The organism is Pseudomonas sp. 58(2021) (assembly GCF_017491585.1).
In the GTDB taxonomy this organism is placed as follows: Bacteria; Pseudomonadota; Gammaproteobacteria; order Pseudomonadales; family Pseudomonadaceae; genus Aquipseudomonas; species Aquipseudomonas fluorescens_BT.
Genome location: NZ_JAFGYZ010000005.1, coordinates 53,073 through 65,716, shown reverse-complemented (window position 1 = coordinate 65,716; position 12,644 = coordinate 53,073). Strand labels below are relative to the sequence as shown.

The window sequence follows — 12,644 nt, the reverse complement described above, 5'->3', positions numbered from 1 at the left end:
CCATTTGCCGGCCTTTTCTGTTTCTGGAGGTAACATGAAAATCAAAGCTCTGTGGGGTTTTGTAGGTAACGCCGAACTGTTGGGCGCCGTCTCGGCGCAAGTAAAGAGTGGGCAGGAGTTCGAAAACGTCGATGACGAGTACGCGCATGTGCTGCTCGGCAAAGGCTTGGTCGTTGAACTCGATGCCAACGGAAAGCCGAAAGCTGCGAAGCCGAAGAACACCAAACCCGCTGCTCCAAACGAGGACAAGGCTGCTGCTGATAAGGCCGCAGCTGAAAAGGCCGCCGCCGAGAAAGCAGCGGCGGACAAGGCTGCTGCTGATAATGCCGACAAAGAGGCCAAGTAAATGCTCGACATGACCACCGTGAAGTTGCATCTGCGAGTCGATAGCGACGAAGAAGACGCGTTGATCGGTGGCTACCTCGAAGCGGCCAAAGCCCACGTAGAGCAGCACTGTGATCGGAAACTGGTCGAAACGGATCCGGTTGAGCCTGGCGAAATGGGCCTCACCCGGGACGTTGAGCAGGCAATTTTGCTGATGGTGGGGCACTGGTACGCGAACCGCGAAGCTGTGGTAGTCGGCGGTGCGGCATCGGCCGTCCCTCTCGCAGTCGAAAGGCTGCTTTGGTACAGGAAGCGTTTCTAATGCAGGCCGGCAAACTCAAGCATCGGGTTCAGATCCAGCACAGGATCACGACCCAGGATCCCCAAACCGGTGAGCAACTGACCCCGCAGTGGGTTGAGTTCGCCACCGTCTACGCGTCTGTTGAGGATCTGAGCGCTCGCGACTTCATCGCTGCCCAAGCTGGTCAGTCCGAAGCAAAAACCCGGATTGTCATTCGCTATCGGAAGGGCATTACAGCTGCGATGCGTGTTCTGCTGGATGACGGCACAATTTGCGGAATCGTCGGGCCTCCACTGGCTGACGCGAAGTCTCGCAGGGAGTATCTGACGCTTCTGGTCACCTCGGGGGTGAACGATGGGTGACATTGTCCGGTTCAATCTCAAGGGCGCCGACGAGTTGTCCGCCAGGTTCAAAGGATTGACCGAGGAAATGCGCCGCAAGGTGGTGCTGCCGGCGGCCAAGGACGCCATGGACATCGTTCTGCTCGATGCCAAGGACCGTGCAGCGCGCATCGACGATCCGGAAACAGCGAATTTCATCCCGGCCAACCTGGCCATGATCGAGCGCAAGGCGATCGGTGAGGAAGTAGGTGCCGTGGTCATTTCCGTGGGCGTGCGCATGCGCAAGCGCGGCCAGAAGGGCGGGAACACGTTCTACTGGTGGTGGGTTGAGCTGGGCACCGAGAAGAACCGGGCAAAACCATTCCTCCGACCGGCCCTGGCCAACAACCGCGAGGCGCTGTTCAAAGAATTTCTCAGCTCGGCGAAGTACCAGCTGATCAAGTTGGGGGTGAACTGATGACTGCACCCATTTTCACGGTGTGCGCCGCCGCGCCGGCGGTCACTGCGCTGCTCGGCACCAATCCGACGCGGCTTTATCCTCACGGCGAAGCACCGGAGGGAACAGCCAAACCCTACGCGGTCTGGCAGGTAGTCAGCGGATCGCCGATCAACTACGTCAACGGCGTCCCGGACACGGATCGGTATGGCCTGCAGGTGGACGTATACGCTGAGACGGCATCATGCGCTGAGGCCGTAGTGAAAGCGCTGCGCGGCGCGATCGCCAAGCGTGCATACGTGACCGGCTTCGGCATTGATGCACGTGACAAGGACACGTACAGCTACAGAAAAGGTTTCGACGTCGCCTGGCTTGTTAGCCAGTAGATCGCACCAGAAAGAACGACCCGCTCCGGCGGGTTTTTTTATGCCCGTCAAACAGTGATTTCACAGGAAATCGGGGAGTACCAAATTGACCATTAACACCCAAGGCACGGAGCTTTTCGCGCTGGATCCGGCTAACAACACCGTCATCGACGTCGGTTGCTTCACCTCGCTTGACGGGATTGACACTGCGATCGCGCAGATGGATGTGACCTGCACCAAATCCAAGGCGCGTGAGTACGAAGCAGGTTTGGCTGAGCCGGGATCTGCATCGTTTGGCCTGAATATCGATCCGAAAAACCCTGCCCATTTGCGGCTGCACCAGCTGAAAAAAGCAGGCACCAAACTCAAGTGGGTCGTGGGTTGGTCGGACGGTTATAACTTCGACACCGAAACCGGTATTCAGCCTTTGGTGGGTGCTGAAGGCTCGTTGGCCGGCATTGTGCTGAACTCGGCAGGTACGGGTTACACCACCGCCCCAACGGTTGCAATCACCGGCGGTGGGGGTACTGGTGCGACTGCCACGGCGCAAATTGCCGACGGCAAAGTCACTGGTTTCACCATCACCAACCCGGGCGCTGGTTACACCGCCGTGCCTACGGTTGCCCTCACCGGCGGCTCTGGCACCGGGGCATCGGCTCGCGCCCTGGTCAACGACAGCGTCGATTTCGATCTCCCGAATACCCGTACCTGGCTCACCTTCGAGGGCTACATGAACGCGTTCCCGTTCACGTTCGGGCTCGGTGATGTCGTGAAATCCAACGTCGGTATTCAGGTATCCGGCGAGATCGAGCTGATCGCCAAAACCTCTGTTTAAGGAATCCCCATGGATCTGAGTATCGCAGCGCTGGCCGCCGCCGGCGCATTCGCCGCGCCGTCGGTGAAGAAGGAAATCCAATGGCACTCGGGCGGTGTCCTTCAGAAGGCCACCGTCTACGTGGCTCATGAATCGTACATCTCTGTCACCGAACGCTGGGAGGCGCAGGACCGCGGCGCGGATATCACCGCGCAGCGCATTGCGTCTTGCATCGTCGACAAAGATGGCAAGCCAGTCTTCACCGTTGCGGACGTTATTGGCGGGCCTGAGACTGGGCACGGTCCACTGTGTGCTGAGCTGGCAATTGTGCTGCTCTCGGCGATTGGCGAGGTCAATCAGGTCAAGGAGGGCGCGTTAGAAAAAAAATCGACCCCGAGGAAGAGTTCTGGCACGAGCTCGTCCTCGCGGGGATCGGCGGCCGCACGATCGCCGAGGCAAAGCAAAACCTGACCTACGTCGAGGCAATGAACTGGATGCGATACGCCCGTAAGGCCGGTTCGCTGAATCTGGGCATCCGCCTCGAACATGGTTTCGCAATGCTGGCGACGCTGCTCAACAACGTGCACGGCGGGAAGGCAACCTTTGATGACTTCCTTCCCGATCGGGGTCAAAAGCCCAAGCCAAAAGATGCTACGCCGCAGGATCTATTGGCGCTGCTGCAGTCGGTCAAGAGGTGATTTATGGCGGTTGATTCACTTGGCCAACTGACGGTCGATCTGGTGGCCAACACCGGAGGCTTTGAAAAGGGCATGGACCGTGCCCAGCGGGCGCTGAAATCGGCCACCAAGGAAGCGGCCTATCAGGCCGGCCAGCTCGACAAGCTGGTCGGCCAGATTGACCCGGTGATCGGGGCCTACGGCCGCCTCGACAAAATGGAAGAACAGCTTCGCAAACACCGTGCGGCTGGTCGGCTCGACAATGCCGACTTCACCATGTACCTCAATAAGCTGAAGGAACAGCGGGACGCAGTCGAGAAGGTCGACCGCGTCATGGCCAAGAACGGCCAGACCGCCAAGCAGTACGCTGCCAACCTGCGCGGAGTGCCGGCGCAGTTCACTGATATCGCGGTGTCCTTGCAGGCCGGACAGAACCCGATGACGGTGTTCCTGCAGCAGGGCGGTCAGCTCAAGGATATGTTCGGCGGTGTTGGGCCGGCTGCCAAAGCACTGGGCGGCTACGTGCTGGGTCTGGTCAATCCGTTCACCCTTGCCGCAGCGGCGGCTGCTGTATTGGCGCTGGCGTACAAGCAGGGTTCGGACGAGGGGACCGCGTTCACCACCTCGCTGGCGATGACTGGGAACACTGCCGGTACCACGGCCAGCAGCTTAGCAACCATGGCTCGCCAAGTGTCGAGCACTGGCGGTACCGTCGGCAAAGCGTCAGAAGTGCTGGCTCAACTGGCAGCGTCCACCAAAATTCCGGTGGCGGCGTTTGAGTCGATTTCTGAAGCGGCTATCAAGTTCGAATCGGCGACCGGAGTTGCGGCCAGCAAAACGGTCGAGAACTTCGAAAAAATCGCCAAGGATCCCGCTGGCGAAATTCTGAAACTCAACGAGTCGATGAATTTCCTGACGGCCACCACCTACGAACACATCCGGTCGTTGCAGGAGCAGGGTAAAACTCAGGAAGCGGCGACGGCGGCCACCGCGGCGTATGAGGACGGTTTGAACCGTACCTCAACGTCCATCAAGCAAAACCTCGGTATCCTTGAGGCCAGTTGGGGCGCGGTGAAGAGCGCCGCCAAGGGTGCTTGGGATGCAGCGCTGAACGTCGGGCGTGAGGAAACGCTTGATCAGCAGATCGCCAAGCTGGATGAACAGCTCAATGCGATCGCCGACAGTGCCGCACTACGCAACAAGCGCAACCCGAAAGGCAGACCGGCTGACCCGTTCAGCAATCTGACGCCTGATGACAGCTACCGCACGGAGGCGCTTGAGCGTGAGAAAACCGAAAAGCTGGTGCTCAAGGCTGAGCAGGATCGGCGCGCCGCATCGAAGGGGTACCAGCAGCAGCAACAGCAACAGGCACTGGAGGACCAGGTGCGGCTGGACAAGCTGCGCAAGGAGACCGAGAGCAATTCGGTAAAGCGTGAGCGCGAGCTGGCGGATTATCGTCTGCTGGTAGAGCGCCGGGTCACTCAGGCCAAGGCAAAAGGCGACAACTCCCTGCTGATCTCCGCTGAGCAGCAGGCGAAAGACATCGCCGCCATCAACGACAAATACAAGGATCCGAAGGCAGCCAAGACGCCGAAGTATCAGGAAGACGCCGGCATCAAGGCGCTTGACCAGGCGAAGCAGCAGTATGCGGTTCTTCAGCAGCAAAGCGCCCTGATCGGCGACCAGTCGGCCGCAAGTCAGACGCTGGGTGCCAATGCGAAAAAGCTGGTCGAGTGGGAGCAGCAACTTGCCGACATTAAGGGCAAGAAAACCCTCACCGCCGAACAGCAGTCGTTGCTGGCCAACCAGGAACTGATCACCGCCCAGCTCAAGAGCAATGCTGCGCTCGAAACCGAGAACACACTGCGCGAAAAGGGGCTGGAAACCCGCCGCAAGCTCGCGGCGTTTGATGAGAACCTGAAGAGCCAGCTTTCCAGCGCTCAGCAAGGTCTCGATAACAATCTGGCCGGCATCGGCTTGGGTGATGAGCAGCGCAAGCGCCTGCAGGAGCAGCGCAATATTCAGCAGTCCTACCAGTCGCAGATGGACAAGCTGACCTCGGACTACAACAAGAGCAACAAGGACCAGTTCAGCACCGAGCTGTACGACAAGGAAACGCAGTCGCTTAAATCGGCGCTCGACCAGCGTCTGGCGATGCAGACGAAGTACTACGAGGACGAAGACGCTGCGCGCAGCGACTGGCAGCTGGGCGCCTCATCCGCGTTCGACAATTACCTCAACCAGGCTCGGGATGTTGCTGGCCAGGCGAGGTCTGCATTCACGTCGCTGTACGACGGATTGACCGATGCCGCCGTAGATTGGGCGTTTGGTGCTGATAAAACCTTCGGCGATGTCGCAACCAGTTTCGCCAAGATGGTGGCCAAGATGGCCTTCCAGTCAGCTGCGTCCAACGTATTCACCAGCATCGCCGGTAGCGCTGCTGGAGCTGCCATAAGTGGCGCTTTTGGAGGTGGCGCTGCGCCCGCGTCTCTTGGTAGCACCGCCGCGGGCTACACCGCGCAATATGGTTTTGATGATGGCGGCTACACCGGCCCAGGCGGCAAGTACGAGCCTGCCGGCATCGTGCATGGCGGCGAGGTTGTGATCCGCAAAGAAGTGGTTGATCAGCCTGGAATGAAGGACTACCTGGTCCGGCTGAACAAGCGCGGTTATGCGGACGGCGGTTATGTCGGGTTGTCTGGCGGGGTATCAGCTGCGCCGGCAGCCAGCGGACAAGTCGTTATCAATCAGTCGTTTCAGGTCGAGAGTGCTGGGGGTGGAGCGTCGCAGCAAGATTCTCAGGCCCTTGGCCAAGCCTATGCGGATGTCGCGCGGCGTGGTGCCCAGCAGGAAATCGCCAAGGAAACCCAACCCGGCGGACAAATCTGGAGGCTTGTGAATGGCCGTTGAAACGTTTGACTGGTGTCCGATGATCGAGTCCACCAGCACGCCGGAATACCGAAATCGATCATCGAAGTTCGGCAATGGTTACGAACAGGTGGTGGGGGACGGCCCGAATAATCGGGTCGATTCCTGGCCGCTGACGTTTGTCGTTCGGGAGGCTGTCGCGCTGGACATCAAGGCGTTTCTTGATCGTCACGCCGGGAACAAGTCGTTCTTTTGGACGCCGCCGCTGGGGGAGCTTTCCTTCTATCGCGGTACTGCACCGTCGATTACGCCGAAAGGCGCTGGCTGGTACACCCTGACCACTACATTCACCCAATCCTTTCTTCCATAAGGGGCAATCATGCCGCTGATCAGTGACATCCAGGTGCTTGAGCCTGGCAGCGAAGTGCTGCTCTTTGAATTGGACGGCACGGACTACGGCGCGGATGTTCTGCGCTTCCACGGGCATTCAATCCCGTACACGGCGGCTGAGTTGATCGCCGCCGGCGCCAATGCCGATCAGCTCCCCGCGAAGGCGATCTACTGGCAGGGCAACGAGTACGGCGCCTGGCCAATGCAGATCGACGGCATTGAGGCGAACGGGGACGGTACGGCCGTTCGGCCCACGCTGTCGGTCGGAAACGTCAACGGCCGCATCACGGCGCTCTGCCTGGCGTTCGAGGATCTGCTCGAGTTCAAGCTGACCATGCGTCACACGCTGGGTACGTACCTGGACGCGGTGAACTTTCCGGCCGGCAACCCAACGGCGGATCCGACCCAGGAGACGATCGAGGTCTGGTACATCGACCAGAAAACGAACGAGGACGGGGAGAATGTCAGTTGGGAGTTGGCCAGCCCGGGCGACGTCGGTAACGAGTCAATCGGCCGGCAGGCTACGACGCTGTGCCACTGGTGCCTTACCGGCGGCTACCGAGGACCGAACTGCGGCTACACCGGCCCGTACGTGACCAAGGATGGCGTCGTTACGGACAACCCTGAACTGGACGAGTGTGATGCCACGCTGGGCAAGGGCTGCATCCCGCGCTTCGGCGAGGGCAACCCCTTGCCGTTCGGTGGCTTCCCGGCCGTTTCGCTGATCGCACGGAGCTGACATGCGCAAACACATTCTCAACGCGATCCAGGCGCACGCGGCCGCCGAGTACCCGAAGGAGTGCTGCGGCCTGCTGCTGAGCATCGGTCGAAAACAGCAGTACTACCCGTGCCGCAACGTCTCTACCGAGCCGAACGAGGAATTTCGAATCGACCCGGAGGAATACGCGGCTGCGGAAGGCGTAGGCGAGGTGATCGGCGTGGTGCATTCGCATCCGGACGCCACCAGCCGGCCTTCACCGCGCGACCTGGCCATGTGCGAGGCGACGGCCATGCCGTGGCACATCATCAGTTGGCCGGAGGGCGACCTGCGTACCGTCATGCCTTCCGGTGAAGTGCCGCTGCTCAAACGGCCATTTGTGCACGGCGCCTGGGACTGCTGGCAGGTCTGCGCTGATTGGTATAAGCGCGAGTGGGGGCTGGAGTTCGAAGCCTTCAAGCGCGCCGACGGCTGGTGGGAGAGCAAGGAAAACACCAGCCTGTATGAGGCGAACTACGAGGCCGCCGGGTTCTACCGTGTCGACCAGCCGCAGCGCGGCGACATGATAGTGATGGAAGTGGGGCGGACGGTTTACCCGAACCACGCAGGGATCTTTCTCGGCGCCGATCCGGTGTTGCCTGGTGAGGATGCAGCAACCTTCGGCCCTGGCCCTTTCCTGCTGCACCACCTCTATGGCCGGCCGTCAGAGGTCATCGTTTTCGGTGGTCCTTGGCTCGACCGCACGCGTTTGGTGCTGCGCCACAAGGATGCACGGTGATATCGTGGGGCATTTCCACAGGAGTGACCTGCATGAAATTGATCGTAGGGGCGCTGGCGTTAGCGCTGTTGGCGGGATGTTCATCGCCATCGGACCTCATGTCTGAAGCGCCGGCAATTACTGTTTCTTCTGCAAAAACACCGAAAGCCTTCGCACTCTGTGTTTTCCCTGCGTGGCAAGAGCACAACTCAAATGCCAGTATGAGTGAAACGACTTCCGGTTACCGCCTGGTCAGCGGCTTTGCACAGCAGACAGATGATGTGCTGGACATCAGCCGTGCGAAAGCTGGGAGCGTGGCGAAACTCTATCAGCGGGTCGCATGGTCGCAATTTGGACGCGGATCCTTGCGAGACTCAATTCAGAAGTGCAGATGAATACAAGACCGCCGAAAGGCGGTTTTTTTATGGAAGGAGAACAATTGTGGCCGCCATTACCGGCATGACAACCATCAAGCTCTCAGGCTCTCTTGCTCAGAAGTTTGGCAGATCTCACGCCAAGAAAATCGATTCGGGCACATCCCGCGAAGTCTTCAAGGCTATGAGCTGCACTGTCGAAGGCTTCGAGGCGGAGATAAAAAGACTTGCCGCTCTGGGTATGCGTTTCGCAGTTTTTCGAAATCGGGTAAATGTTGGTGAAGCTGAATTGGACCTTGGTGGAACCAGAGAGATTCGAATCGTACCCGTCATCGAAGGGAGCAAGCGCGCTGGCGTGCTACAAACTGTCGTTGGTGTTGTGCTATTAGCGATTTCCTACGCGCTTCCCTTTACTGCACCATATTTGACACCTGCCGGTATTGGCCTTATCGCGGGCGGCGTAATTCAAATGCTCAGCCCCCAAGCCTCAGGCCTGAAGCAAAGCGCATCCCCCGAAAACTCCCCGTCGTATGCCTTCGGCAGCGCCAAGAACACCACGGCCAGCGGCAACCCGGTGCCGATCTGCATCGGCAGGCGTCGGTGGGGCGGGATGATCATCTCTGCATCGATCTACGCCGAAGACAAAACGTAAGTAAGACAGCAGCACACCAACCGCCCGTGAGGCGGTTTTTTATTGCCTGGAGGAAAGCATGGGCGCAGTGGAACAGATCGAGATTTACGGCGAGAAGGGCGGCAGCAGTAAGCCGAAGTCGCCGGTCGAAGCCAGCGACAGCCTGCGCTCGACCAACCTGGCAAAACTGCTGATCGCGGTGGGCGAGGGCGAGTTCGATGGCGTCCCGACTGATTACGACATCTACCTGGACAACACGCCAATCCGCGATGCCAGCGGCAACTACAACTTCCCGAACGTGAAATGGGACTGGCGCTCAGGTTCAGTTGATCAGACCTACATCCCGGGTATTCCGGCCGTAGAGAACGAGACGTCGCTGAACGTTGAATTGCGCAGCGATGCGCCGTTGGTGCGCTCGATCACCAACACCCAATTGTCGGCCGTACGCATGCGATTCGCGTGGCCAGCGCTGCAGCGAGTTGACGATGAAGGGAATGTGGGCGGCTACCGCATCGATTACGCGATCGACTTGGCCACTGACGGTGGCGCCTATCAACAGGTTTATCCAGATGCGGTTGACGGCAAAACCACCACTCGCTACGAGCGATCACGTCGCATCGACCTGCCTACCGCGACTTCTGGCTGGCAGATCCGCGTGCGCCGCCTGACGCCGAACCAGAACAGCAACAAGATCGCTGACACCATGCTGATCGCCGGCATCACTGAGATCATCGACGCCAAGCTGCGCTACCCGAACACCGCGCTGCTCTATATCGAGTTCGATGCTGAGCAGTTCACCAACATCCCGGCCGTGACCGTGGAGTGCAATGCCCGGCGCTGGATGGTGCCGAGCAACTACGACCCGATTCTGCGCACTTACACCGGGACGTGGGATGGCTCGATGAAGTCGGCCTGGACCAATAACCCGGCGTGGATCACTTACGGGATCTGCACCGAAGATCGTTTCGGCCTGGGCAAGCGTATCAAGCCGTTCATGGTCGATAAGTGGGAGCTGTACCGGATCGCCCAGTATTGTGACCAACTGGTGCCGAACGGGCTCGGCGGTCAGGAACCGCGTTTCCTCTGCGACATGAACCTGCAGGGCAAGGCCGATGCCTGGTCACTGCTGCGTGACATCTCGGCGATTTACCGAGGCATGACCTACTGGGCTCAGGGCCAGCTGGTGATGCAGGCCGACATGCCGCGCGCGCAGGACTTCGACTATGTGTTCACCCGGGCCAACGTGATCGACGGCAAATTCTCGTACGGCAGTGCCTCGGCGAAGACCAGGTACACCCGCGCCCTGGTCAGCTACGACAATCCGGCCAACAACTACGACACCGATGTCATTCCGTTCGCCGACTTGGATCTGCAGCGCCGGTACGGCGACCGGCCGACCGAGCTCAGCGCCATTGGCTGCACCCGTGCATCCGAGGCCCAGCGCCGTGGCAAGTGGGCGATACTCAGCAACAACCAGGACCGCACCGTGTCGTTCAAGACTGGCATGGAGGGCGTTATCCCGCTGCCGGGCCACATCATCCCGGTGGCGGATTCGCTGCTGGCGGGGCGGGAGGTCGGCGGGCGGATCTCATCGGCGGCCGGCCGTGTGGTGACGCTCGACCGTGACACCCAGGCCAAGGCCGGTGACCGGTTGATCATCAACCTGCCGGGTGGCCGCGCCGAAGGTCGTACCGTGCAGAGCGTCAACGGCCGCGCCGTTACGGTGACTGTCGCCTACAGCGAACCACCGGTCGCGCAGCTGCAATGGGCGCTCGACGCGGATGATCTGGCGATCCCGCTATACCGGGTGCTGCGCACCAAGCGCACGACCGAGGGCGACTTCGAGATCAGTGCCCTGCAGTTCGAACCAAGCAAGTTCGCGCACATCGACACCGGTGCGCGCCTGGAAGAGCGGCCGATCAGCGTGATTCCGATCACGGTGGTTCCGGCGCCGTCCAGCGTGACCGTCGCGTCGACGTCCTCGATTGTTCAGGGGCTGGCCGTGGCCACCATGACCATCAGCTGGCCCGCCGTGGATGGCGCAGTCGGCTATGACGTGGAATGGCGCAAGGACAGCGGCAACTGGATCAAGGTACAGCGCACCGGGATGACCAACGTTGATGTGGTCGGCATTTATGCCGGCGCCTATGTGGCCCGGGTGCGAGCGGTGAGCGCCTTCGACATCACGTCGCCGTGGCGTGCGTCGATCCTGACCAACCTGAAAGGGAAGGAAGGGTTGCCGCCAGCGCTCAGCTACCTGACAGCTACGCCGCTGTTGTTTGGCATCTATCTGAAATGGGGTTTCCCTGCTGGCGCCGAGGACAGCCAGCGGACGGAGATCTGGTACGGTCCGACGACCAGCCTGGAAGCTGCAACCAAGCTGACCGACCTGGCCTACCCGCAGAGCGATTTCTCAATGCTCGGGCTTGCGGCGGGCGTGACGTTCTACTTCTGGGGACGGATCGTCGACAAGATCGGCAACATCGGTCCGTGGTACCCGATCGGCTTGGGCGTGCAGGGGCAATCCAGTTCGAACGCCGCTGACATTCTCAAAATGATCGCCGGCCAAATCACCGAGACGGAGCTCGGCGAGGATCTGCTGAAAGAAATCGAAAAGATCCCCGGCTTGCAGGCGCAGATCGATGCGCTGGATGGGCTGGAAGGGTATGACCCGGACACCACTTACGTGGAGTACGACCTGGTAGTGCAAGGCAAAAGGATCTACCAGGCCACCGGCCCGGTACCGAAAGATACGCCGCCGCCGAATCCTGCCTACTGGCTCGATGTCGGACAGACCGTGGAAACGGCGAATGGCCTTGCTCAGCAGGTCGCAACGAACACCGCCGAGATCACTGAGCTCGACGGCGTGGTGACGGCACAGGCGACAGCGTTCCAGGCGCTGCGCGCTTCGTATCGGGGCGACGATGGCAGAGGCGATCTTGCGGATGCGGTGGAGGGATTCACCAGCGTGGCCGCGATGGCTACCGAAACCAAGGTTAGAGCCTCGGAAAACGAAGCAACAGCCGGCCGTCTTACCACCTTTGACGCAAAAATTTCCGCAAACGAAGCGAACATCACCGAGCTGGAGCAGGTGGTGGCGACTAACGCTTCAGCAACGGCGACCAAGATCGACCAACTCAACGTCGCGGTTGGCCAGAACTCGGCAGCTATTCAGCAGACGTCCTCGGCCTACGCGGACACGGCTGGCAAGCTGACGACGATGTGGTCGGTGAAGATGCAGGTTACGGCAGGGGGGCAGTACGTCGCTGCTGGTATTGGGCTGGGCATTGAGAACACCGGAGCCGGGTTGCAGAGCCAGTTCCTGGTTGCTGCTGACCGGTTCGCGATCGTCAACACCATCGCGGGCGGAGCCATCTCCGTGCCGTTTGCGGTGCAGGGCGGGCAGGTGTTCATGAACTCGGCGTTTATTGCTGACGGAACGATCACCAATGCCAAGATCGGCAGTTACATCAGCTCGACCAACTACATCGCCGGCCAACAAGGCTGGATTCTCAACAAGGACGGCACACTCGAAATCAACGGCATCGTGCCAGGTCAGGGGCGGCTAGTGATCAACTCGCTGAACGTCTCGGTCTACGACGCCAACAACGTGTTGCGTGTCCGGCTTGGCTATTTGGGGTGATAAAT

At 60.1% G+C, this 12,644-nt stretch carries 15 protein-coding genes; all 15 read left to right on the top strand.

Annotated elements, in window-relative coordinates:
* Positions 1 to 34 precede the first annotated feature (34 nt).
* Positions 35 to 346: a hypothetical protein gene (locus tag J5M72_RS07340; RefSeq protein ID WP_207864904.1), complete on the top strand. Its 312-nt coding sequence runs from the start codon at positions 35 to 37 to the stop codon at positions 344 to 346.
* Entirely contained in the window at positions 347 to 646 is a 300-nt protein-coding gene (locus J5M72_RS07335) for a head-tail connector protein (protein ID WP_207864902.1), read from the top strand.
* Complete coding sequence (locus J5M72_RS07330) at positions 646 to 987, top strand: phage head closure protein (RefSeq protein WP_207864900.1); 342 nt, start codon at positions 646 to 648, stop codon at positions 985 to 987. The genes J5M72_RS07335 and J5M72_RS07330 overlap by 1 nt, the downstream gene beginning before the upstream one ends.
* Entirely contained in the window at positions 980 to 1,423 is a 444-nt protein-coding gene (locus J5M72_RS07325; RefSeq protein WP_207864898.1) for an HK97-gp10 family putative phage morphogenesis protein, read from the top strand. Before J5M72_RS07330 ends, J5M72_RS07325 begins: the two co-directional genes overlap by 8 nt.
* Positions 1,423 to 1,788, top strand: a complete 366-nt coding sequence (locus J5M72_RS07320) for a DUF3168 domain-containing protein (RefSeq protein WP_207864896.1) — start codon at positions 1,423 to 1,425, stop codon at positions 1,786 to 1,788. Before J5M72_RS07325 ends, J5M72_RS07320 begins: the two co-directional genes overlap by 1 nt.
* A gap of 85 nt (positions 1,789 to 1,873) precedes the next feature.
* Entirely contained in the window at positions 1,874 to 2,602 is a 729-nt protein-coding gene (locus J5M72_RS07315) for a phage tail tube protein (RefSeq protein ID WP_207864894.1), read from the top strand.
* 9 nt (positions 2,603 to 2,611) lie between these two features.
* The gene (locus J5M72_RS07310; protein WP_207864892.1) at positions 2,612 to 3,052 is read left to right on the top strand and encodes a phage tail assembly chaperone family protein, TAC; all 441 of its coding nucleotides are present in this window, start codon (positions 2,612 to 2,614) and stop codon (positions 3,050 to 3,052) included.
* 14 nt (positions 3,053 to 3,066) lie between these two features.
* On the top strand, positions 3,067 to 3,279 hold the full coding sequence (locus J5M72_RS07305; RefSeq protein ID WP_243433243.1) for a hypothetical protein: 213 nt from the start codon (positions 3,067 to 3,069) through the stop codon (positions 3,277 to 3,279).
* 3 nt (positions 3,280 to 3,282) lie between these two features.
* Complete coding sequence (locus J5M72_RS07300) at positions 3,283 to 6,168, top strand: phage tail tape measure protein (protein ID WP_207864890.1); 2,886 nt, start codon at positions 3,283 to 3,285, stop codon at positions 6,166 to 6,168.
* Complete coding sequence (locus J5M72_RS07295) at positions 6,158 to 6,496, top strand: phage tail protein (RefSeq protein ID WP_207864888.1); 339 nt, start codon at positions 6,158 to 6,160, stop codon at positions 6,494 to 6,496. Before J5M72_RS07300 ends, J5M72_RS07295 begins: the two co-directional genes overlap by 11 nt.
* 9 nt (positions 6,497 to 6,505) lie before the next feature.
* Complete coding sequence (locus tag J5M72_RS07290; RefSeq protein ID WP_207864886.1) at positions 6,506 to 7,255, top strand: phage minor tail protein L; 750 nt, start codon at positions 6,506 to 6,508, stop codon at positions 7,253 to 7,255.
* 1 nt (position 7,256) lies between these two features.
* A complete protein-coding gene (locus J5M72_RS07285; protein WP_207864884.1) occupies positions 7,257 to 8,012 on the top strand; it encodes a C40 family peptidase in 756 nt (251 codons plus the stop codon).
* Positions 8,013 to 8,044: 32 nt separating this feature from the next.
* A complete protein-coding gene (locus J5M72_RS07280) occupies positions 8,045 to 8,386 on the top strand; it encodes a hypothetical protein (protein WP_207864882.1) in 342 nt (113 codons plus the stop codon).
* A 46-nt stretch (positions 8,387 to 8,432) separates the two neighbouring features.
* The gene (locus J5M72_RS07275) at positions 8,433 to 9,017 is read left to right on the top strand and encodes a tail assembly protein (RefSeq protein WP_207864880.1); all 585 of its coding nucleotides are present in this window, start codon (positions 8,433 to 8,435) and stop codon (positions 9,015 to 9,017) included.
* 58 nt (positions 9,018 to 9,075) lie between these two features.
* Positions 9,076 to 12,639 carry a phage tail protein gene (locus tag J5M72_RS07270; RefSeq protein WP_207864878.1) on the top strand — a complete coding sequence of 1,188 codons (3,564 nt, stop codon included), beginning with the start codon at positions 9,076 to 9,078 and terminating at the stop codon, positions 12,637 to 12,639.
* Positions 12,640 to 12,644: the final 5 nt, after the last annotated feature.

Coding starts and splice junctions, on each gene's coding strand:
- J5M72_RS07340 (WP_207864904.1), top strand. CDS start 35: ATGAAAATCAAAGCTCTGTGGGGTTTTGTAGGTAACGCCGAACTGTTG.
- J5M72_RS07335 (WP_207864902.1), top strand. CDS start 347: ATGCTCGACATGACCACCGTGAAGTTGCATCTGCGAGTCGATAGCGAC.
- J5M72_RS07270 (WP_207864878.1), top strand. CDS start 9,076: ATGGGCGCAGTGGAACAGATCGAGATTTACGGCGAGAAGGGCGGCAGC.
- J5M72_RS07310 (WP_207864892.1), top strand. CDS start 2,612: ATGGATCTGAGTATCGCAGCGCTGGCCGCCGCCGGCGCATTCGCCGCG.
- J5M72_RS07295 (WP_207864888.1), top strand. CDS start 6,158: ATGGCCGTTGAAACGTTTGACTGGTGTCCGATGATCGAGTCCACCAGC.
- J5M72_RS07325 (WP_207864898.1), top strand. CDS start 980: ATGGGTGACATTGTCCGGTTCAATCTCAAGGGCGCCGACGAGTTGTCC.
- J5M72_RS07285 (WP_207864884.1), top strand. CDS start 7,257: ATGCGCAAACACATTCTCAACGCGATCCAGGCGCACGCGGCCGCCGAG.
- J5M72_RS07320 (WP_207864896.1), top strand. CDS start 1,423: ATGACTGCACCCATTTTCACGGTGTGCGCCGCCGCGCCGGCGGTCACT.
- J5M72_RS07280 (WP_207864882.1), top strand. CDS start 8,045: ATGAAATTGATCGTAGGGGCGCTGGCGTTAGCGCTGTTGGCGGGATGT.
- J5M72_RS07290 (WP_207864886.1), top strand. CDS start 6,506: ATGCCGCTGATCAGTGACATCCAGGTGCTTGAGCCTGGCAGCGAAGTG.
- J5M72_RS07305 (WP_243433243.1), top strand. CDS start 3,067: ATGAACTGGATGCGATACGCCCGTAAGGCCGGTTCGCTGAATCTGGGC.
- J5M72_RS07330 (WP_207864900.1), top strand. CDS start 646: ATGCAGGCCGGCAAACTCAAGCATCGGGTTCAGATCCAGCACAGGATC.
- J5M72_RS07300 (WP_207864890.1), top strand. CDS start 3,283: ATGGCGGTTGATTCACTTGGCCAACTGACGGTCGATCTGGTGGCCAAC.